Below are 20400 nucleotides of genomic sequence, written 5' to 3' on the forward strand. Positions count from 1 at the left end.
CCGGATTTCTTTGAATCCCTTTGTCAAAGGGGGAAATCCCGGGATAAAGGCGACAGCTTCGCTTCTTCTGGTTATTTCTGTCCTCTCCGTTAACGTGTAAATGTTAAGGGTTGAACAGAATTTGAAGTTGAACTGGAGGTGGGGAGAAGATGAGGGGCTTGTAAGGGAGCAACAGGGCAAAGTATCTATCAGTGTACTCTCTTACTAAAGATTGTTTTATTTTCGGATATTATTTTTCCGCCTGTAGCAAACTCCAGCAGACCAATCAGCAAGAACACAATTAAGAAGTACCATAATTTAGAGAAATCGGGGATGAATGCGAGTAAGGATTGAATCACAACAAAGAGACTATCTGCCATGAGACAGATGCCAAAAGCTACGCCTACTTGTGCACGTTTTCCCATCATGAATAGAGCCCCAGTTAACACTGTTGCTGCGGCAAGAATGACTGAGGGAAGGTGCCATAATGTGCTTAATTGCTGATTATACAAGATGAAGTAATCATCCGTAATGAAATGCATTAGGTCATTATATCCTCTACTAACCACCAAGATCATGACAATAATTTTTGCGAAGAGCCAATCATTTTTCATAGGTATGTACCTCTGCATTAGTTATAATGTTGAGCTGTCTATTGTATCTAATGGACTTCAATCAGCGTAACATATGGTGTACAGAGAAACTACCGTTATCCATACATTTTGTTAAAATAATACATATGAACTAGAGGATTTATAATTCTACTTTGTCAGGTGTTAAGCATTAGGATGAGTGTCTGGTGGAGAGGCATGGATCAACCCTCAGGAACAGACTTGTACAACGTATACGTGCCTCCCTCATCGGAATAGACAAACTCAGGTTGTTCGATAGAACGATATATTTGGGTACCTGTGGGCAACACAGAAGCTGCTCCTGACTGGAAGTTTTTGTTCTTCTCATAATTGTGAGAAATACTTCCATAGGGTGCGGTATTTACAGAGTTAAATTGTTCTTCATTAATTTTTTCGACTTTCTTATACAGGATCGACTCCAATATAAATATGTCGCTGTTCTGATCCTCTTTCATTATTGTTCGAGCCATTTCTTGAGTAGCGCTGGTCTCTGATGTACAGCCGGTGATACTTAATAGAGTGAGAGATAAGATGAGAAAATAAAATATTCTAATTAGCATCTGGAGTCCTCCTTTTTAAAATTAAGTAAAACTATTTATTTTAGAATTTTTGGCCTCGGCAGATCGACGGATGAAATATGAAATGAAGATATATAGATAAGAATACATAATAAAATATTTGATATTCTTTGAATGCTTCGTCTTCTACAGCCTCTATTAAGACAAAGAAGTACGAAAGAATACCTCATCTCTAATGTAAGACAAGATCTGGCCGTTTTGAAGACTTCTATTACGAACAATGAGATGATTTTGGACAGGAAAATAGCTAATGGCACATTATATGATGAGATCGTTTAGGCTGGGAGCAAATGATTTTATTGAGTGTGACTATAAATGATGCATAATTACGCAAATAGATTAGTGGGAAATAAGTTGTTTATTCTTTTCCATTACGACCTAGAATATGAATCTTCTGTTTGATTCTAATCCTTTTTCTAAATTGTTAAAATTTAGGGAGTACTATATTCGGGCTGGTGGTGAGAGTATCGATGCAACGAATTGAAGTTCATCCAGATCTGCTGGATAAGAAAGCCCAACTCGTCCAGCAGAAAAGGCAGGAATTAGAACGCATGGTAAGGGAGCTTGAGAAGTCCATCTACTATTTGCAGATGGAATGGTCTGGGGCGACAAGGGAGAGATTTTTTGCGGACTTCATTCGAATGAAGGAAGTTTTTCCTGCTACTTTAAAGCACTTGGAAGAAATGCAGAAGGATCTTACCTCTACATCAATGTTATTCAGAACAACCGACGAGAGCGGTAATTCTTTTGTGCGTCTTCCAGAACTAGAGCATAATTTTCGTAAAGGTTTCCTAGATAAGTTCTTTGGAGAACAATTAATCGGTTTAGGTCATACGACGAAGGCATTTATTAATGATCCTTCGGGTACAGTGTCCGATATAGCCTATGCCATGACAATCGGTAAGGTTGTTGATGCAGGCCGAGGTATCAAGTTTGCATGGGATGCCGCTTGGGGAAATGGAACAGCTAGATCTGAAGTGGAGCAAATTGTGGCTGAACAGAAAAAACAGATGGACGAGGAAGGTGTACGTTACTATAGTGGATCAATGACAGGCCAGGTTGTAGCTTATTTTATATTTGGTAAAGCCCTTCGTAAAGCCGACAGTAAGCATAGCGATCTGGGAGGATCGGGTGGAGGGAGAACGGATAATAGGCCAGGGGAGAAAAAAAATACTGAGCTTTCTGAACCAATGAAGGTTAAAACAAATAAGGGATTAGAGGTTAATTTTAAAAATCCCTCTGGAAACACAATTCATTGGGTAGAGCAAAACCCAAACAATATACGAAATGCAATTAGAGAATCATTAAAAAGTCCGAATGCAGGCAAAGCCCTTGAAGGGAAAGTAGGTGAGCATGTTAACAAAATAACAGAAGTAACCGGATTTGGATTAAAAGCAAAAAATATCACAACAAATGAGCTCGCAGGTGATTTAGATGTTGTGACCATAAAACAAATTATTGAAGTAAAAAAGTCTACTGCTGCACTGGACATGGAGCAAATAGATAAATATATTAATCCTGATAACCCTAAATTTTTTAATTATGATATGAAAGAGGTAGTCGTGTATTTTGACAAGCCCATTGATATGAATAATAAATATGTTTCAGAGAACATAAATCATCTTAAAGATTCAGGAGTTACCGTAGTCAATTCGTTAGATGAATTAGGAGGAATATTGAAATAATGGGAACTTCGGCGGTTATTCTATTCAATAGTGGAGAAACTCCAAAAATTAATGAGATAATCCCACGCTTAGAGAAGTTATTTGAGAAAGAAGATCTATTCTATAGTAGAGAATTAAATAAGGTCGATGGAACTGGAAACGTAAAATATTGTGAGTTTTGTATTAGTGATATCCCATTGGAAGAAAGTTATGAGAGACAAATCTGTTTAGGGGTAGCAGATGAACCTTACCCGTTTAAACTTATAAATTTTGATTGGGAGGATCCCGAAAAAGAATATTTCAAAACAATAGTTATAAATGATTTTGATGAAAATGAAGACTTATTATTTACTTTTCTCTTAGCTTTCTTAGAGGAGTACATGACTGCGAAGGTGTGGATTGAAGAGGATTGGTTCTATACCTTAGAAGATCTTAAAAATACTAGAGATCATTATCAAAATGACTGGAGTTATATTAATCCCCAAAAACAACACTGAAGTAGTGGTTCATTTGGAATATTATAAAGGAAAATAATAATTTGGGGTCAGTAAATCTTAAAAATTAATTCGATCCAAGAAGATTCACATGAAAATTTTTTGGTATCAACGTTACAGAAGTTTGTAGTCTCTCAAAAGTTAATAATAAACATGTTACTTATGAATGGATTTTCTATGTGATCTAATGAAAAGGATAGCTGAGAAGCTTCCTTTTTAAAAATAGAAAGATTTTTGTTTATCGTACCTTGATCAGCTTTGGCTGTTCAAGGTTTCTTTTTTAGGAGAACTTACCCAGTGCGAAAGAGGCGCCTATGAAATAGATAGAAAGGCATGCTTTCATTTGGAAACAGCTCCTGCAGATACAGTAATAATACAATTAAGAGAATATAAGAAGAGATGAAAACTGAATTCATTAACCAAATGACGTTCTAAAGTCTTCACCATCTAAAGCTCGAATGATATGATTATGTGAACTAGTTCAACAAACACCGGGTTCATGGTTCACTAAGTTACATGACACCCGTTCAGTACAAAGTTTCAACTGTGCTTCATGGCCTTCATCCTTAGCCACACATCGCGTGAATTCGCGGTCATTCCAGTAACTCTCGAAGGCCGCTTCAATCTTGCGCAGCACGTCGAGTGAATCCTTCTCCGTCACCTTGAGGTTCCACTCCATACCACTGGTCAGCGCCGGGTTGAATAGGTTGGAATAGCCGACATGCGGCTCTGAATCGCAAAAAAGATCAATCCAAACACTTCCACCTCGACATTCAGCCTTACGATTATCAAAAAGAAGTACTGGAGCAGCTGCACGCTCAGCGTACGCTGTACGGAGGAACGCGCAACCTGATCGTCGCCGCCACTGGCGTATGTATGGCGACTGCGGGAAGAGATGCCTGCAAAGATGGTGGCGGTGGCGAATAAGTGTATTGTTTGAAGATTTTTTGAAAATATAAGTTATATTATAAGTTGGAATGGAGCTGTAAGAAAGTGTGGAGTCAAATTGCGGAATGGTCAATAATATCAAAAATTAGTGGTCTGGGAAGTATAATTGTTTTCATTGGAACTTTAGTTGCTTTTATAAGAAAAAATCAACTAATAACTACTGTAACGTCTACTAAAATCGAGCAATTATTCTTTACTAAAGAAAAGAAGTTATATGTTAGAATGTTTAAATTTTTCATGAATTTTATTTTTTCTGTTTTGTGTAGTTGCCTTATAATTATTTTCTTTTACGAAATTAAAATTAGTTCGTCCATCGTCTACTATATTTTATGGGGAGCTATTACTAGTTATGTTGTTCTAATTTATGTATCTTATTTTAAGATAGATGTTTTTGATAGATTACTTCCAAAAGCCAATAAATTTATTGTGGTATGCATAATCTTTATTTTTCATATTGGATGTTTGTTCTCATTTATACCTGGTTTTTTAGTTGTGACAATTTTAGAAAGTCAATTATCTATAAACTTTAATGTAATTGAACAGTTGTTAGGTGCTATTATAGCTATTATTATAACCATTACCTTCGTGAATATTTGTTTTGTTGCTTTGACAATTCAGACAGCAACGCAACTATTGAAGAAATACAATAAATACTCTGAGGAGTGTTTTTACATTAAGGCTCCCGACAATATAAAATGGTATATCTATTATCCTATTGATAATGAGTATTTTTTACTTGGTAATGAGTTACATATTGAGGAGGCAACAATATTCTGTACAAAACAACGATCAGAGATACTCTCTGAAAAAATTTATTTTTTAAGATTATTGAGAAACGGAGAAGAATCAATAGAATATCACATATAAGAATCAGATGAATTAATTTCAATTACAGGCGGTGCATCTTGATCATATACAGCAGCAACGCATTAGCTTTCCGGGAATCAGTTGATAACAATCAAATTACAGTTCAGATTGAAGAAGCATTTATTAAAGGGATGGGGAAAAGACCTAATCAAGGAGAAGTACGTGCTTGGAACAACTCTATGCAGTTTATGGAAAAAATTATCCGTAATTCGAAGGTAGCAGATGACTGCGGGATATTAATTGAGTACAACATTCCTTCTACAAGTAAACGAATAGATTTTATCATTGCAGGTCAGGATGAACAAAAGAATGATAACTTTGTAATCGTTGAGTTAAAACAATGGGATGCAGTAGAGGCTATGGATCGCGAGGATGTTGTAAGGGCCTTTATTGGAGGTAGAACAAGAGAGACACCGCATCCTTCATATCAAGCATGGTCATACAAACAGTATTTGAGTGATATGAATGAGGCCGTATATTCCAAAGATATTAATGGATACTCATGTGCATATCTACATAACTACAGGACAGTACAGCCGGACCCCCTTCAATATAATCAATATCAGGATATCATCCGTGAAGCTCCTTTGTTTTTAGCCGATGATGCATCTAAACTTCAAGATTTCCTAAAAAGGCATGTGGGTCAAGGGAATGGAGTTAATTTACTTTATTTAATTGAGAATGGTAAAATTCGTCCTTCCAAGAAGCTAATTGATCATATCGATGGATTATTTCAAGGGAACTCTGATTTTGTTTTACTTGATGAGCAGAAGGTTGCATACGAGGCCATTATGAGCCTTGCCAAGCAAACAGATGTAAAACGCACAATCATTGTGCAAGGTGGGCCTGGAACAGGTAAATCAGTGATATCTATGAATGCCCTTGGTGGATTACTTAAAAATAAGTTGAATGTTAAATTCATTGCCCCAAATGCTTCATTCCGGACGGTTATGGTAGAGACCTTGACTCAGCGACAAGCTAGAAACAAAACTAGGACAAAGATGTTATTTACGGGATCAAGTCAGTTTTACAAAGAGCCAGCTGATATGTACGACGTACTTGTTGTGGATGAGGCGCATCGCTTAAAAGGTAAAGGAGCATATCAATATCTTGGGGAGAATCAGATCGAGGATATCATAAAAGCATCTAAAGTGAATGTGTTTTTCATAGATGATTTTCAACGTATTCGTCCTGAAGATATAGGTTCTATAGACGAGATTAAACGTTTAGCTGCCCTATATAATTCGGAAGTGCATGAATATTCACTAGCAGCACAGTTCCGTTGTTCTGGAGCAGAAGGATTTTTGAATTGGGTTGATGATGCTTTACAGATTCGTCCCACCGCTAATTTTGATGGTTGGGATCAAGATTCTTTTGAATTCAAACTAGTAGACACGCCTAACGAAGTATACGATCTAATCAAAGGTAAAAACGATCAGGGGTATAAGGCGAGGATGTTGGCAGGTTTTGCTTGGAATTGGACAGCTGATAAAGAAGGTAATCGCAATGGGGAAATTCCGGATGTAACTATTGAAGAACATCGTTTTGCTATGCCTTGGAATGCACGTTCTATATCAAGCACCTGGGCCATTCATGAGAGTGGTATAGATCAGGTTGGGTGCGTTCATACGTCTCAAGGTCTTGAGTTTGATTATGTAGGCGTTATCATAGGGAATGATCTTAAATTCGATTCGGAGAAAATGGAACTTTATTCAGATTATGATGAGTACAAAGATAGAATGGGAAAACGAGGACTTAAATTTAAGAATGAGGAACTAACAAAACTTATCAAAAATATTTATAAAATCTTGATGTCTCGGGGGATGAAAGGTTGTTATGTTTACTGTCGGGATAAAGAATTGATGAATTATTTATGTAGCAGAGCAAATTCAAAATGATGTGCACCATGGACTGTGCAAAGTAGAGAGCAACCCTATCATTCCATAAATGGACGGATAGGATTGCTGTTTCACATCAATATTCCTTTAATAACATTTTTAGCTACACGAATATTATCAGAAGAAGAATCTCTTAGTAGTTGTACAATTTCTTTGATTTGTTTCTCATCTTCAGTTACCTCAAACTCTTCTTCTATATAAGCAAATAATTGAATCAAATTAACTTCCAGTGACTCAGCGATCTTTGCCAGGTTCACCAAAGAAACATTCTTTTCTCCACGTTCAATCTGTCCTATGTATGAAAAATGAAATCCGCCTTTTTCTCCGAGGGATTCCTGTGAATACCCTCTTTCTTTGCGTAGTGCACGAATTCTGGCTCCAACCAGTTTCAAAACTTCTCTGTCCTCGTTCATGGTATTCACCTCTCTATGTTCAAAAGTGTAGACAAGTTTCCTGAAGGTAAACACCAAACGAAGAATACAAATAAATTATTTGATTACTATAGGTATCATTTTATTGTATAATACTGGTATTAACTCTTTGGAGGGATGACAATGGCAAGAAATTGGTTCAATACCGAAGCGCATTGTAATCACCAAGTAGATTTTACCCCACGTTTGCAAGATCATGATATTTCCACACGACCTAGGTTCAAACATACTCCTGCTTACCATATGCTACGTACCACATTAATGGCCTATCACAAACATGCTAAGTATCATCTCAAACTTGCCACCATCATGCGTAATCAAAATCAGTTCAAAGCCTGCCTCATTCTCTGCGATTGGGCTCTAGCCTCCATGATCAAGGCACTATATATCTATAAGTATCACTCAGTACATCCACCCAAGGAACTCACCATGAACGAAATCTTGCCTTTAGTGCATACGGACACTGAACCCGGATTGGATATCGCTTTGTTCATCGGTACGATACAACATATTTCTTCTCTAGCAGATTACCCGAACGACCAGTCAATAGAACTGAACAACATCGAAAAGCTTCTTCAACGAACAGAAGAGATATTGGATGAGTTGGCCACTCGAATGAAGGATGATTCATCAGAGTAAGATATTTTTTTAATTGATCATTTCGGTTAATTGTTTGGTTTATCTGTGTTACGCTTACAAGATAATATCATCCAAATAAAGGATATATGTTGCAGAGATTACAAAGGATTTTCTTTGCTTTGCATCTGGAATGTAGGTGTACATTTTGAAAAGAGTAATTGCTATCGCGTTTTTCATATTATCTGTAATGGAATTGGTCACATTGATCCTAGTCGGTAAAAGCTTGATGACTGGGTATATGGAACCGAGTACGTTTAGCGGGATAATTATATTTCCACTATGCGCTACGTATCTCTCGATATGGATGTTCTTTTCACGGCAAGAGTTTACCGGAGGACGAGTCGCGGGACAGATCAGTTTTACAGCGGCATTGTTGACGTCGTGCCCGTTGGTGTGTTTGTTAATCATTTTCTATTAAATCCATTCATCCCTTCTCATAGCAAATGGTATAATTGCAAAAAGGGAGATTCTGGCGCGAGGCTTGAAGGCTCTCACAGCAGAAAGGATGTTATGTCATATGCCTACATACAACAAATTGGTGCGGGACAAGATTCCGCATATTATCACATCCAGTGGGAAGGAATGCCGTACACGTATTCTTGATCCTGAGGAATATAAGCAAGAACTGAGAACGAAACTGCGTGAAGAAGCAGACGAATATGCAGAGGCAGCTAACGATCAAGACGCACTGGAAGAGCTGGCTGACATGCTCGAAGTGATTCGCGCTTTGGCTGAAGTGCATGGGGCGAATGTCGCACAACTGGACAAGCTGCGGGCAGATAAGGCAGAGGCACGTGGTGGATTCCAAGAACGGGTGTATCTAATCGATGTCGACGAAGCTTAACGTTAAACTCATCACGGATAACTTGGCAGATGAACTTATTGCCCGGATGCAGCATGCGTCCGGGATTTATATTATGACGTCCTTTATTATGCAATCGGGTGTAAGGCTGCTTGCACCACATTTGAAAAGCGCAGTTGAACGTGGTGCCGAGGTGCGAATGCTAGCTGGAGACTACTTATACATCACTCAACCCGAAGGGCTACAGGCATTATGCGATGTAGATGAACGGATTGAGGTACGACTGTGGCGGAGTATGGGAACGTCTTTTCACCCCAAGGCTTATTTGTTTGACTATGATAACGGGGAAGGGTTGCTGATTGTAGGCTCGTCCAACTTTTCGCTCTCTGCACTAAAGACAGGTTATGAATGGAATCTAGCAATGAATGCTGAGGCTGAACCGTATACATTCCAGATGGCACTGGATAAGTTCATGCAGAGTTTCTATCACGAAACAACCTTACCTGTTAACTCAGATTCTATCTCTCTGTACGAAGGAGAGTATCGTAAATATCATCAAAAAAATCCTGAGCTAATTCAGCGGATTACCGAGCTAGAGGAAGCAGAGTTTGGGAATCGACTACCGGAGGATGCGGAGGAAATGATTGCTGAATTATCTACGGAGATGATTGAACCGAGAGCCGCACAATCAGCAGCTTTGGAAGCACTCGAAGGCATTGTGGAAGAGCAGTATGATAAGGCGATGGTTGTGATGGCGACAGGACTTGGGAAAACGTATCTGGCTGGCTTCTTCGCTCGTAGCTTTAAAAGGGTACTGTTCATTGCACATCGGGAAGAGATTCTGTTCCAAGCGAAAAAGTCTTTTGCACGCATCATGCCAGAACGTAGCTTCGGCATCTATAACGGTCAGTACAAAGATGGAGAGGCAGATTGTGTATTTGCTTCGATCTATACGCTTAGTTTACAGCGACATCGGGATGTGTTTGCACCTGATGCATTCGATCTCATTATCGTAGATGAATTTCACCATGCGGCTGCAAAGTCGTATATGTCTGTCATTAAGCATTTTCAGCCCCAGTTCCTACTTGGCATTACGGCTACGCCAGATCGACTGGATGGTAAGGATGTATACGCCCTGTGTGATGGGAACGTAGCGTACCAAATGCATTTTATTGATGCGATTCGGCGAGGCTGGCTTTCCCCATTCCAATATTACGGTGTTTTTGATGACACGGATTATTCGCAGATTCGCTGGATGGGCACGAAATATGATGAAGAACAGCTCATGGCAGCACAGTTGCATGAGGATCATGTGGAGAAAATGTATTCGGCATGGCTTCAACATAAGCAGACACGTACGATTGGCTTCTGCTCCTCCATCCGTCAGGCAGATTATCTGGCTGCGTATTTTCGCAGTCAGGGAGTGAAGGTGCTGAGTCTACATTCGCGTACATCGGAGATGTCTCGTGAAGAAGCTATTCGGCGGCTTGATGAGGGCGAACTAGAGATTATTTTAACGGTGGATCTGTTCAACGAGGGGACAGATATTCCTCGTGTGGATACGTTGTTGTTCGCGCGTCCAACCGAATCACTTACAGTGTTCACCCAACAGTTAGGACGTGGTCTTCGGTTAGCGGAAGGTAAATCTCATTGTGTCATCATCGACCTCATCGGGAATTATCGGAATGCGGACATCAAGCTGAGTTTACTGGATATGCGTGACCACGAAGAAACAAGTGGGAAAAGAAACGATTCTTCTGTACCTGAGGTTCCCGCTAACTGTGTTATTCATCTGGATACCCAGGTCATAAACCTGCTACAGGAGTTAAGCCGGAAGAGGATGCCTCGTCGAGAGAAGCTGCATCAGGACTTTCTGGATGTGAAGAGAGAATTAGGACGTATTCCGACATATCTCGAGCTGCATCTGATGGGACGTTCCAAAAGCATTGGGTATCGAAGCGACTTTGGATCGTATATTGGTTTTCTATACTGGGCAGAGTTACTGTCAGCGTATGAGGGTGAAGTTTATATTCGTCAGGAAGCATGGCTGAGAGATGTGGAGAAGACCATCATGAACAAAAGCTATAAGATGGTTGTGCTACTTTACATGCTGGAACGTGGAGAGGATCACTGGATGGAGCCGATAACACCAAGCGAGATGGCGAGCTTTTTCCATACATACCTGACCGAGAAGGCATATCGGAAACGCAAAGACTTTTCGGATAAAGGTAAGCTCAAACTCTGGGACTGGAATGAGAAGACGGCATTTGAGATTGAAAAATTGATTATCGACATGCCGATGTCCATGTGGAGCGGAGCGAAGGGCAGTATGACTCGTTTCGTGGACGGAGTGTTTTCACTGAATGTGCAAGTGCAGAATGCAGACGAACGATCACTGTTATATCGTTGGACGAAAGAAATCTGTCTGTACAGATTGCATGCATATTTCGAGCGGGGAAACTCTAGTATACAAACTTAAGGATAGAAAAACCCTATCTAGAATGTAATTGAATATACCAACTAGGATGATCTAAACGAAAACCAGACTACTCACACGAATCTATGACATGTAGTCTGGTTTCCATTTTTTTGATTTCTTGAGCTCCATAGCGTGCAAACATATTGTACTTGTATCTCAATCGGAACTAACCTCTTCCTCGCTCTTTCGTTTATCAATGAATTCTCCAGGTCCGCCAGCTGTCTTAACTTCTAGGGAAGGTAGGTAAAAAGACAAAGTGAGAGAAGTATAGGGATCATCTTTAACATTACCATGCAATACCATTGTAGATGACATGGGTAAATGAATTTCGTAACCTTCAAATTCCACATCAGCATCGTAATACTTTTCGAAGTATTCTTGTCCAATAGGAATGGCCTTTTCATATAATTCTTTTCTTTCAGTTTTTGAGAGGCTACTGCAACCAGTCATAATAACTATAACTCCGAAAGTTAACAATATTAAACGAATGCTTTTGATGAAGTATTCACCTCTTTTCCAATTATCTAATAGCTATAAAAACTTGACTGCAAGGGGATATTACCTTTATTGAATCCTTTTTTTTATAAAATCCTCTGGGCCTTTAGCTGATCGTATTTCCATAGATGGAATATCTAATGATAGAGATATATTGATCGTTTGATCGTTTTTTACATAACCATAGAGGAACATAGTAGAAGAGTTAGGTAAGTTAATGTCATAGTCCGTAAATATGATTTCTACATCATAATGTTCTTGGAAGTATTTTTGTCCAATAGGAACAGCTCTTTGATAGTAATCTTGCTCTTCTTTATCACTTAAACCTCCACAACCAGTAAGTATAGTGATTAAAATAATAAAAATTAAGCCGCTACGGAGAGAGGTAATCATTTGAAATCAAGTCCTTTATTGGAAAAAAATAATTACTAAGGTATACTATACTTCAAAAAGAAGGTTATATGAATGGTAAATTATATTATACAAGTGAAAGTGCTGGATGACGGACATTGGCCTGCACCATGAGGGGGAATGGAAATTGAGTAATAAGATCATAGATTTCTATAAGGGCTACGAAGGTGAACCGGAGATACAGATCAGTTACAGATCCAAAAATGAAGGCAGCGTAACTTTACGAATTTGGGAAGGTTATTTTGATAATATAATGATGGGGATTAGAGCGGATTCTAATCATTGGACAGCCTTAGCGTATTATTATCATTTGCACGAAGGATGGTACGAGAATAGTCCGTGGGCCATTCCTGATATTGATGCGGCACTAGAGCAACTAGAGCTGGTTAATAAAGCCGAATTCTATGATGAGACTCAGGAGATACTTAAACATTTTATTGAAATATTGTTGAATGCCAAATCAAATAACGAGGAAGTTTGGATTGCATATGATTAATTGTAGTGAGCCCCGTTCTGTTATTGAAGTGGCTACTGTAAATATTCTTTAGTTGAATATATATATATACCATATACCGAAACCCTGAAAGGAAGACGCTCCAATGAAAAAGGTGGTTATGTTCATCGCTGCACTATGCGTGGTCACGGTGGCGGGGGCTTTATATGCTTCGGCAGGCAAAGTGAGCGCAGCGGCTCCAACGTATACGTTAACCGTGAATGGAAAACCGATGCAAGTAAGTAAATCTGAGCTGATGCCTTATGAGCAAAAAGGAACCGTCTTGGTGCCATTACGTGCTACGGCGGAAGCACTGGGCTACAAAGTCAGCTGGGTTGCTGCTGAAAAGGCCGTATCTGTCGAAGACAGCATACAGTCTGCTCTGGTGAAGAACGGCAGTACCCAAGTGACGTTTACAGGCAAGCTGAAAATCATCAACTTGAGTCAGGATATGGAGTTACCAGTTCCTGCACAGACCAAGAAGGGTACGATGTATGTGCCAGCTTCGTTCTTCGAACCTTTCTTCAATGAAGTTGTGGTGAACGAGGGCAACGTTTCGATCTCGGCACAGATGTCTTCGATTCAATAAAATTAGCGCCTGTACTAGCTCTACCACAGAAAGACCTTTAATGACTTGCAGCCTCTATAGGGAGGCGAGTCGTAAAGGTCTTTTGTCGTTATATATAAAATGAATTCCTTACTTACACGAGGCGCGATTCGTCACCTTCTCCTTGCGCATAAACCAGAATAGCTTGGTACAAAAACCTTAAAAAATACTCATCCCCAAACTGCTCAAAATATAGGGCATATCGGCGATCTGTCGTATAAGTCTCTGCGATACAGACCAGAATCTCAGGATCACAGACCATAAAGGATTCAAGCTGCTTTTTCCATTGATCTATCAGTTGTTGCACCTCCGTAGAAGCGGGAGAGTGATCCTGATGTTTCGCCAATTCATAAAATACTGTCTCCATGTTTACAGAGAACTGCTGGTAGGCTTTTTGCTGATCTTGTGCGGATAGTCTGTTCATATTGGCTTCGAATTCCTGATATTTAGAGGTGTCCCCATAGACGAACTTCGCCTCAGATTCATACTGTTCTTGAATGGTCATGATGGGAGAATCGTCAAACAGTTGAAGTTGAGAGATATCCGTTCCATTCACATATTCGTCCAACTGGTCAATGATCGTTTGTAGCTTTTGTTTTCGTTGCACGAGTGTACCGCGATGTTCTTTTAAAAGTTCCTTTTGTTCATCTTTGGATAATTTCATCATCGTTGCAATGTCTTTCAATGAAAAATTCATTTCTTTGAACAGAAGAATCGTTTGCAGATTCCCCAGTGCTTCCTGATCATATAACCGATAGCCATTGGCTTCAATTTTACTCGGTTTCAACAGATCCGTTTTATCATAGTAATGCAATGCGCGCTTGGTTACGCCGGTGATCTGCATAATGTCTTTAATGGTGAAATAGGGTGTCTTCATTCCAAAATCCCTTTGTTTCAGCAAGAATAATACTTGCCGGAGTAATGGTGGCTTCCATAATGGATGAGCCTGTTTGGTTCAGATAGTATTGGATTAAATGGTAGCCACAGGCATAGCCAGCAGCATAGGGCATTCCTACTGGACTGAAATTTTGCAATTTCGCCAGTTCATCGCCATATAGGTACGGATTAATCTGGTCGAATCCAGTCACTTGAAGTTGATCCTTCATGTTAGGTTTAATGATGGAATTCAATGTTTCCACGTTTGTTTTGGTCACCCAAGGTCCCAATAACTCTTCTCCATATAAGAATGTAGCAAAGTTTTCAGCAAGCCCCTCACTAACAATCATTTCTCCCAGGGTAATCTGTGGGTTCCACTGGATATATTGATATCTTACGTTATGATTGCATTCGTGAGCTAACACAGATTGGATTCGAGGTAGAGTATAGCTATTGGGGATGAGGTTCGCAATAATATACCCCGGAATGCCACCATCTCCGCTAATTCCTTCGTTCATCGTAAGGGAAGGACTATTCTTGTCACCTAATAAAATCGTGTACAGATATTCAGAGACGGATAACGTAATCCCGCTCTCCCTAAAGGTAGATAGACTCCTAGTAACGGCTTCATGACACTTTTGCCAAAATGCTTCAGACGAAATCGCTGCTAACGGCTCGCAGATCTCAGCGGTTATATCCTCAGGGGAGATATTCATGAAATTATTCATCATAATAACATCAAACCCATGTGGCTCACTCGCGCGAAATGGGATCTGCTGAATGTTCCATTTGTTCATAAAAGGCTCCATCATAAGTTGCCGGTACAGCTCTAACTTTTCCTCAGGTGCGGCTTCCATTATCGTTTTATAAATCTGATCTGAACGCAAAGCGGTAATCTGCATTAGTCATCTCTCCTTTTGGATAAGCTAGAGCCTATTATCAAGGATGACGTTACGTTACAGTCAAGGATGGATTATTAGCTTGTTGGGATATGTTCTTATATGGCAAAAAAACCTCTGATCCACTCCACGATTCCGGAGTTCACGATCAAAGGCTTCTAACCTATTCCAGTTTACCGCGCATGGTACGATTACGGCTTGATCGCATGTTGCCCCATAATTGATACAAGAATAGTGCGGCGAGTACACTCGCTGGTAATAAAAGGGGCTGCAACAGATTACCAATCGGCAAGGCGGAGAATCGAGATACGATATAACCAGCAATTCCAATGGTGGCGATTAGTACGGTGTTCCAAATAAGGAAAGACTTTAGCGTCGAGCCCAATCGCCGAGAGAGGTATACACTAAAAATGAATGCACAACCGAATAACGCATAGAATACCACTTCGGTCGTCGTTGACCAAGTGCCTACAAGTTGAATGGGTATCACATCTTCATTTGAAAGTTGACTTGAGGCGAGCCAGTACTGAGCCTGATCTAGGCGGTATTGTTCAATCCAGATATATGCACCGTAGACGAACGCCATTAGAATTAGATAGACCAGAGCTAAGAAGGAAACTCCCTTTGGAGTGGTTTTGCTTGTTTTCATCATTTCGTTGAACGACCTCCTAATATGACGCAAACGTACCTCAGACTAGAGGGTAGATTGTCACCAAAAATGGATATCCTTGTAGTATAATTCATCTCGAACTGAATCGAAACCATAAATTGTATATGTGAGATATTACGTTGCTTTTTCTGATATCCATAGAACTAGAAAAGTCGCCACCCAGCGGGACAGGTGTTTAGACGTAAATATTTCAAAAAACGCTTACAAAATTTCAATTCTGCCCTACCTTTTCGTCTCGGAAGCTGAGATAATGGGGAAGGCTAAATCAATGAAGACATTTAGGCTATATCAGAGATAGCGGTTACTAGACCGCTTACATATGAAATGGGAGGAATAGAGATGACCACACAGGTAACAGAACTCATTCAATCAAAACAGGGACAGGCATTGCTCGCGCAAATGTACGGGCCACAGCATGTCGAAGAGCAGGGTGCGCGTTATGTGAAGCTGGATGCTTCATTCCGTGAGCACTTTGGTGAGCAGGAGCAAGTTCAATTGTTCAGCTCCCCGGGGCGCAGCGAGATCGGTGGTAACCATACAGATCATAACCATGGTAAAGTTTTGGCGGGTAGCATCACGCTTGATACCATTGCGGTGGCTGTACCAACAGACGATAATGTGATTACGTTTTATTCCGAAGGATACGACAAGCAGTATATTATTGATCTCGCTAACTTGAAGCCGAACGCGGAGGATGACGGTACAACTGGACTGATCCGTGGTATCGCTGCTGGACTCGTGGAATTGGGACACAACATCGGTGGATTCAAGGCAGACATCTCCAGTAACGTATTTGCGGCTTCTGGCGTGAGCTCTTCTGCATCCTTTGAGATGCTGATCAGTGCGATCCTGAACCATTTCTACAATGATGGTAAGCTGGATGTGGTGACGCTGGCGAAGATTGGACAATATGCGGAAAATCACTTCTGGAATAAACCATCCGGTCTTCTGGATCAGATGGCTTGTGCCTATGGTGGATTGATCTCCATCGATTTTGCCAATCCGGCTGAACCTGTGATTGAGCCTGTGGAATGGAATTTCCAAGAAAACGGATATTCCTTGGTCATCGTGAATACAGGTGGTAACCATGCGGATCTGACCGAAGACTACGCTTCGGTGCCGAACGAGATGAAAGCAGTCGCACAGGCGCTTGGTAAGGAGTATGTTCGTGAAATTACGGAAGAAGATATTTATGCGAAGCTGCCAGCGATCCGTGAAGCGGCTGGAGATCGTGCGGTGCTGCGTGCACTTCATTTCTTGTCGGAGAACCAGCGTGTAGATGGACAGGTGCATGCACTGCGTGATGGACGTTTTGCTGATTTCCTATCCCTGATTACGGCATCCGGTAACTCATCATGGAAATGGCTCCAGAACGTATATCAGAGCGGAGCTTCCCGTGCACAGGAAATTTCGGTGGCTCTCGCGCTGACAGAGAACTACCTCAGCAAGCTCGGCGATGGCGCATGTCGCGTACACGGCGGTGGATTCGCTGGCGTAATTCTGGCGATTGTACCAAATGAGAAAGCAGAAGAATACATGAACTGGATGCGCGGTATGCTGGATACTCCAGTAATCGTAGTTAACGTACGTCAGCATGGTTCCATCTGCCTGAATGCGGAACTGAACAAGGCATAAGAGAGCATGCATCATTAATATAGAAGCAGCGATACACCTAAACATGATGTTTGGTGTTTACGCTGCTTTTTTGTGTAGGCTAATAAAGTGGATTTAGTCCTCATACATCGAGTTAAGAGGTTGGATATCATCTGGTACTGAGCCTGTTTTGACTTCATATGTATCATAGTCGACCATTGCAAATATTTCTTGAGATGTATTTCCTTTAACATGCCCCGTCAGTGATACGGTATGGGATAAGTCAGACGGAATGAATCGGTGGCCTGTAAACTCCACATCAATTCCATAGGTTTCTTTGAAATAGATTAGGCTGGCAATTTCAGCTTTATCAACTATTTCTTTTTTCTCACTGGGCATGCAAGCTGATAATAACACGATGATTAAACTAAACGTGAGGAACACGTTTAGAGGTGACCGCCTTTTATGATCAAACATATCTACTACTCCTTGCTGGAAATCACTTGATTTTTTTGTCCAATAACGCTCTTGGTACAACGGCTGTCTGAACTTCAAACGTATTATAATCAATCAGGATCGTAATCGTAGTTTCTTTGTTATTTTTAACATGTCCACTCAAACTGATATTGTTACTCAGATCCTTTGGCATGAATTTATGCTCAGTAAATTCCACTTCAGTATTATAGTGATCAATAAAATATTGATGACCCACTTGAGTGGTTTCTTCAATAACCTTGTGTTGATTGGGAATTGAATTGCATCCTCCCAATATGAAGATGAAGAATATAAAAGTGATTGATATAAATTGAATATTTTTTATAAAAATATCTTCAACCCCCCATATATGTGAAATGAATACTTAATAATTAATATACGTTAACTTTTTAACTCAGTAAACAGCGGTTCATAGGTGTGAAACATGTTTAACATTCGGGCCATTAGTCTGCCTATGGTTGGTGACTTCAGGATAATGGATACAACGAAATTCATGCAGCGGCTCTTTGACCACTCGAGGGTCAGTCGGGAACCGCTGTTTGTTGATGTTCTTGATTAGATCGGTTAGATAGTCGATTGAACCTCCATATGATATGCTCAAGGAGATACATTGCATCAGGAATTGCGGTGGATGTACATGTTAAGGATCTCTTCAACAGTACTTGATACATACATAATTACCCGTTGCCTGTGTGCAGGTGGCGGGTCTTTTAGATATAACTTTGGATTGCAGATCAGCGTGGAAGGAGAAGTGAAATAGAATGTTGTCTACGTTATATGAATGTCAGGAGGTTCGTAAAGTAGCTGATACTGGAACGGTATTTCCGATTCGTCTGCGAGTGTCCAATCCGACGTTAGTGATTCCCTTATCCGGAATTCATCTTCGTGCGGATGAGCGTGAGTACACGCTAGGGAGTGGGAAATGCATTTTTCTTCAGTCCATGTCTGGCGAACTTAAGTTGGAGCCCATTGAGCTGGAAGCGATGCATTCCGTATATATTATTTCGTTTCAGCGTTATCAGCTTGTGGAACAGACGGGAGATAGTGTTCAATATCAGCTCAGTGATGAGCAATTGCCGGAGAATGGCAGGGTAATGAAGTTTGTTCGGCATCTACAGGGCAGTCTTCAGGAGCTGGTAGAGCGTGTTATGCATGCGGCCAACCCTAAGCGTAATCCTCAAGTGAATCTAATGTTAAATGAATTACTTCAACAGGTGTTTATTCATTGGGATGATGCAGAGGGGAACTATGTGCGGGAACGATCCATTAAACAAGTATGTACTTATATGCAGCACAATCTGGACACCAATCTGACCCGGTTACAGCTTGCACAGATGTCGGGATTTAATCCAAGCTATTTTTCATCCTTGTTTCGTAAGGAAACAGGGTGGAGCTTCGGGGATTACCTCAATCGCCTTCGTCTGGACGAGGCCAAACGTCTCTTACTCACCACATCTGATTCAATCCAGACAATTGCACTTAGGACAGGGTTTTCGGATAGTTCATACCTGAGCAAAACCTTCAAAAAACATGTGCATATCACGCCAGGGGCCTTTCGTAGCTTGCAGCAGACGAAGCAGATTGCAGCTTTGCAATTTGTAGGAGCATTACTTGCGATCGGCATCACACCCATCCTGACCACAAATGAAATATATGATTCATCCGAGCTGCTTCATGATGAACTGCAACAAACGGTCGTTACCGACAATGCCAAGTTGGTCGAACAAATGAGAGAAGTGCGTCCTGAGCTTATCTTAGCGCCAACGTATTTTTATCATTTTCCAGATGTGCTGACAGCGTTAGAAGAGATTGCTCCGGTAGTTACGCTCGAATGGGGGAAGCTGGACAAGATCGAAGAGGTGGAGAAGGTTGGAGCATTGTTCACTAGAGAACAAGCATCTCGGGAGTGGATCTTTCAGTACCAATCTAACGTGAACGAGACACGTCGTTTATTGAAAAGTGTTATTTTGCCACAACAAACAGTGGGCATCTATGAACTGAATTACGATCAGCGATGGTTGATTCCGCATACGAAGGTGCGTTCCGCCTACAATTTATATCAGGCTTTGCAATGTGCTCCCCCTGATCGGATTCAGAAGGAGGTATTGGACAAGGACAGACCTTTATTTATTCAGGAAGAAGAAATGATAGAATATGCCGCAGATCATATGTTGGTCATTATACCTACTTCCTCTCATGAGAATGGGCTTGAGAAGTTAACTTCCAGACAGGTGTGGCAGCGATTGATTACAGAGCTGGGATGTCGTGTATATCCTCTGGTGCTGAATGAATTCTGGATGGATGATGGGCTGTCACTGGATAAACAACTGGAAAAGATACGACATGCGTTACTTTCTTCGAATGAATCCAACGATTGTACAGGCATGAAACCCGACCATAACACATCGACGATCCGTTAATCTGGTCGTTATAATAATGATTGTTATAGA

The 20400-nt window shown here is 40.6% G+C and carries 21 protein-coding genes and 1 pseudogene; 11 read left to right on the forward strand and 11 right to left on the reverse strand.

The genetic code is table 11. From position 1 onward, the window contains the following. Window positions 1-188: 188 nt before the first annotated feature. Window positions 189-593, reverse strand: coding sequence for a hypothetical protein (locus V6W81_RS04715; protein WP_338541808.1), 405 nt, complete (start codon window positions 591-593; stop codon window positions 189-191). A gap of 200 nt (window positions 594-793) precedes the next feature. Then, on the reverse strand, window positions 794-1171 hold the full coding sequence (locus V6W81_RS04720; RefSeq protein WP_338541809.1) for a hypothetical protein: 378 nt from the start codon (window positions 1169-1171) through the stop codon (window positions 794-796). A 488-nt stretch (window positions 1172-1659) separates the two neighbouring features. On the opposite strand from V6W81_RS04720, the gene V6W81_RS04725 reads away from it, so the two are divergent. Next, complete coding sequence (locus tag V6W81_RS04725) at window positions 1660-2874, forward strand: WXG100 family type VII secretion target (protein WP_338541810.1); 1215 nt, start codon at window positions 1660-1662, stop codon at window positions 2872-2874. Continuing rightward, on the forward strand, window positions 2874-3350 hold the full coding sequence (locus tag V6W81_RS04730; RefSeq protein WP_338541811.1) for a hypothetical protein: 477 nt from the start codon (window positions 2874-2876) through the stop codon (window positions 3348-3350). Before V6W81_RS04725 ends, V6W81_RS04730 begins: the two co-directional genes overlap by 1 nt. 535 nt (window positions 3351-3885) lie before the next feature. Here the strand turns inward: V6W81_RS04730 and V6W81_RS29160 are convergent. Beyond that, window positions 3886-4071: pseudogene (locus V6W81_RS29160) on the reverse strand (hypothetical protein); the annotation flags it as partial. A gap of 269 nt (window positions 4072-4340) precedes the next feature. On the opposite strand from V6W81_RS29160, the gene V6W81_RS04735 reads away from it, so the two are divergent. Further along, the gene (locus tag V6W81_RS04735) at window positions 4341-5162 is read left to right on the forward strand and encodes a hypothetical protein (RefSeq protein ID WP_338541813.1); all 822 of its coding nucleotides are present in this window, start codon (window positions 4341-4343) and stop codon (window positions 5160-5162) included. Window positions 5163-5200: 38 nt separating this feature from the next. Then, a complete protein-coding gene (locus tag V6W81_RS04740) occupies window positions 5201-7060 on the forward strand; it encodes a DUF2075 domain-containing protein (RefSeq protein WP_338541815.1) in 1860 nt (619 codons plus the stop codon). A gap of 71 nt (window positions 7061-7131) precedes the next feature. Here V6W81_RS04740 and V6W81_RS04745 read toward each other — a convergent pair whose 3' ends face one another. Next, window positions 7132-7473 carry a helix-turn-helix domain-containing protein gene (locus V6W81_RS04745; RefSeq protein ID WP_145049336.1) on the reverse strand — a complete coding sequence of 114 codons (342 nt, stop codon included), beginning with the start codon at window positions 7471-7473 and terminating at the stop codon, window positions 7132-7134. A gap of 141 nt (window positions 7474-7614) precedes the next feature. Here V6W81_RS04745 and V6W81_RS04750 point away from each other — a divergent pair, with 141 nt between their 5' ends. The 3 genes from V6W81_RS04750 (at window position 7615) to V6W81_RS04760 (ending at window position 11411) form a co-directional block, all read left to right on the forward strand. Then, a complete protein-coding gene (locus V6W81_RS04750) occupies window positions 7615-8130 on the forward strand; it encodes a HEPN domain-containing protein (protein WP_338541816.1) in 516 nt (171 codons plus the stop codon). Window positions 8131-8647: 517 nt separating this feature from the next. Then, entirely contained in the window at window positions 8648-8974 is a 327-nt protein-coding gene (locus tag V6W81_RS04755; RefSeq protein WP_338541817.1) for a nucleoside triphosphate pyrophosphohydrolase, read from the forward strand. Further along, window positions 8958-11411, forward strand: a complete 2454-nt coding sequence (locus tag V6W81_RS04760) for a DEAD/DEAH box helicase family protein (RefSeq protein WP_338541819.1) — start codon at window positions 8958-8960, stop codon at window positions 11409-11411. The genes V6W81_RS04755 and V6W81_RS04760 overlap by 17 nt, the downstream gene beginning before the upstream one ends. Window positions 11412-11567: 156 nt before the next feature. On the opposite strand, the gene V6W81_RS04765 is transcribed toward V6W81_RS04760, so the two are convergent. Both V6W81_RS04765 and V6W81_RS04770 read right to left on the reverse strand, forming a co-directional pair. Then, window positions 11568-11861, reverse strand: a complete 294-nt coding sequence (locus V6W81_RS04765) for a hypothetical protein (RefSeq protein ID WP_338541821.1) — start codon at window positions 11859-11861, stop codon at window positions 11568-11570. A gap of 114 nt (window positions 11862-11975) precedes the next feature. Continuing rightward, complete coding sequence (locus tag V6W81_RS04770) at window positions 11976-12299, reverse strand: hypothetical protein (protein WP_338541823.1); 324 nt, start codon at window positions 12297-12299, stop codon at window positions 11976-11978. Window positions 12300-12444: 145 nt separating this feature from the next. Here V6W81_RS04770 and V6W81_RS04775 point away from each other — a divergent pair, with 145 nt between their 5' ends. Both V6W81_RS04775 and V6W81_RS04780 read left to right on the forward strand, forming a co-directional pair. After that, the gene (locus V6W81_RS04775; RefSeq protein WP_338541824.1) at window positions 12445-12813 is read left to right on the forward strand and encodes a dihydroorotate dehydrogenase (quinone); all 369 of its coding nucleotides are present in this window, start codon (window positions 12445-12447) and stop codon (window positions 12811-12813) included. Window positions 12814-12916: 103 nt separating this feature from the next. Continuing rightward, a complete protein-coding gene (locus V6W81_RS04780) occupies window positions 12917-13399 on the forward strand; it encodes a copper amine oxidase N-terminal domain-containing protein (RefSeq protein WP_338541825.1) in 483 nt (160 codons plus the stop codon). A 112-nt stretch (window positions 13400-13511) separates the two neighbouring features. On the opposite strand, the gene V6W81_RS04785 is transcribed toward V6W81_RS04780, so the two are convergent. The 3 genes from V6W81_RS04785 to V6W81_RS04795 form a co-directional block, all read right to left on the reverse strand. Then, on the reverse strand, window positions 13512-14294 hold the full coding sequence (locus V6W81_RS04785; RefSeq protein ID WP_338541826.1) for a MerR family transcriptional regulator: 783 nt from the start codon (window positions 14292-14294) through the stop codon (window positions 13512-13514). After that, window positions 14269-15195: a DUF2268 domain-containing protein gene (locus tag V6W81_RS04790; RefSeq protein ID WP_338541827.1), complete on the reverse strand. Its 927-nt coding sequence runs from the start codon at window positions 15193-15195 to the stop codon at window positions 14269-14271. Before V6W81_RS04790 ends, V6W81_RS04785 begins: the two co-directional genes overlap by 26 nt. A 160-nt stretch (window positions 15196-15355) precedes the next feature. Beyond that, window positions 15356-15844: a hypothetical protein gene (locus tag V6W81_RS04795; protein ID WP_338541829.1), complete on the reverse strand. Its 489-nt coding sequence runs from the start codon at window positions 15842-15844 to the stop codon at window positions 15356-15358. Window positions 15845-16201: 357 nt separating this feature from the next. Between V6W81_RS04795 and V6W81_RS04800 the strand changes: the two genes are divergently transcribed. Next, window positions 16202-17497, forward strand: a complete 1296-nt coding sequence (locus V6W81_RS04800) for a galactokinase (RefSeq protein ID WP_338541831.1) — start codon at window positions 16202-16204, stop codon at window positions 17495-17497. 93 nt (window positions 17498-17590) lie between these two features. Here the strand turns inward: V6W81_RS04800 and V6W81_RS04805 are convergent, their stop codons facing one another. Both V6W81_RS04805 and V6W81_RS04810 read right to left on the reverse strand, forming a co-directional pair. Beyond that, window positions 17591-17932, reverse strand: coding sequence for a hypothetical protein (locus V6W81_RS04805; protein ID WP_338541832.1), 342 nt, complete (start codon window positions 17930-17932; stop codon window positions 17591-17593). A gap of 22 nt (window positions 17933-17954) precedes the next feature. Beyond that, window positions 17955-18167 carry a hypothetical protein gene (locus tag V6W81_RS04810; RefSeq protein ID WP_338541833.1) on the reverse strand — a complete coding sequence of 71 codons (213 nt, stop codon included), beginning with the start codon at window positions 18165-18167 and terminating at the stop codon, window positions 17955-17957. A 544-nt stretch (window positions 18168-18711) separates the two neighbouring features. On the opposite strand from V6W81_RS04810, the gene V6W81_RS04815 reads away from it, so the two are divergent. Beyond that, window positions 18712-20370, forward strand: coding sequence for an AraC family transcriptional regulator (locus V6W81_RS04815; protein WP_338541834.1), 1659 nt, complete (start codon window positions 18712-18714; stop codon window positions 20368-20370). The last annotated feature ends 30 nt before the right edge of the window (window positions 20371-20400 follow it).

Origin of the sequence: Paenibacillus tundrae (assembly GCF_036884255.1) — a bacterium.
In the GTDB taxonomy this organism is placed as follows: domain Bacteria; phylum Bacillota; class Bacilli; order Paenibacillales; family Paenibacillaceae; genus Paenibacillus.

Excerpts from the sequence above, each read along its gene's own strand:
- V6W81_RS04715 (WP_338541808.1), bottom strand. The coding sequence starts at position 593 with ATGAAAAATGATTGGCTCTTCGCAAAAATTATTGTCATGATCTTGGTG.
- V6W81_RS04720 (WP_338541809.1), bottom strand. The coding sequence starts at position 1,171 with ATGCTAATTAGAATATTTTATTTTCTCATCTTATCTCTCACTCTATTA.
- V6W81_RS04725 (WP_338541810.1), top strand. The coding sequence starts at position 1,660 with ATGCAACGAATTGAAGTTCATCCAGATCTGCTGGATAAGAAAGCCCAA.
- V6W81_RS04730 (WP_338541811.1), top strand. The coding sequence starts at position 2,874 with ATGGGAACTTCGGCGGTTATTCTATTCAATAGTGGAGAAACTCCAAAA.
- V6W81_RS04745 (WP_145049336.1), bottom strand. The coding sequence starts at position 7,473 with ATGAACGAGGACAGAGAAGTTTTGAAACTGGTTGGAGCCAGAATTCGT.
- V6W81_RS04750 (WP_338541816.1), top strand. The coding sequence starts at position 7,615 with ATGGCAAGAAATTGGTTCAATACCGAAGCGCATTGTAATCACCAAGTA.
- V6W81_RS04755 (WP_338541817.1), top strand. The coding sequence starts at position 8,648 with ATGCCTACATACAACAAATTGGTGCGGGACAAGATTCCGCATATTATC.
- V6W81_RS04760 (WP_338541819.1), top strand. The coding sequence starts at position 8,958 with ATGTCGACGAAGCTTAACGTTAAACTCATCACGGATAACTTGGCAGAT.
- V6W81_RS04765 (WP_338541821.1), bottom strand. The coding sequence starts at position 11,861 with ATGACTGGTTGCAGTAGCCTCTCAAAAACTGAAAGAAAAGAATTATAT.
- V6W81_RS04770 (WP_338541823.1), bottom strand. The coding sequence starts at position 12,299 with ATGATTACCTCTCTCCGTAGCGGCTTAATTTTTATTATTTTAATCACT.
- V6W81_RS04780 (WP_338541825.1), top strand. The coding sequence starts at position 12,917 with ATGAAAAAGGTGGTTATGTTCATCGCTGCACTATGCGTGGTCACGGTG.
- V6W81_RS04785 (WP_338541826.1), bottom strand. The coding sequence starts at position 14,294 with ATGAAGACACCCTATTTCACCATTAAAGACATTATGCAGATCACCGGC.
- V6W81_RS04790 (WP_338541827.1), bottom strand. The coding sequence starts at position 15,195 with ATGCAGATTACCGCTTTGCGTTCAGATCAGATTTATAAAACGATAATG.
- V6W81_RS04795 (WP_338541829.1), bottom strand. The coding sequence starts at position 15,844 with ATGATGAAAACAAGCAAAACCACTCCAAAGGGAGTTTCCTTCTTAGCT.
- V6W81_RS04800 (WP_338541831.1), top strand. The coding sequence starts at position 16,202 with ATGACCACACAGGTAACAGAACTCATTCAATCAAAACAGGGACAGGCA.
- V6W81_RS04805 (WP_338541832.1), bottom strand. The coding sequence starts at position 17,932 with ATGTTTGATCATAAAAGGCGGTCACCTCTAAACGTGTTCCTCACGTTT.
- V6W81_RS04815 (WP_338541834.1), top strand. The coding sequence starts at position 18,712 with ATGTTGTCTACGTTATATGAATGTCAGGAGGTTCGTAAAGTAGCTGAT.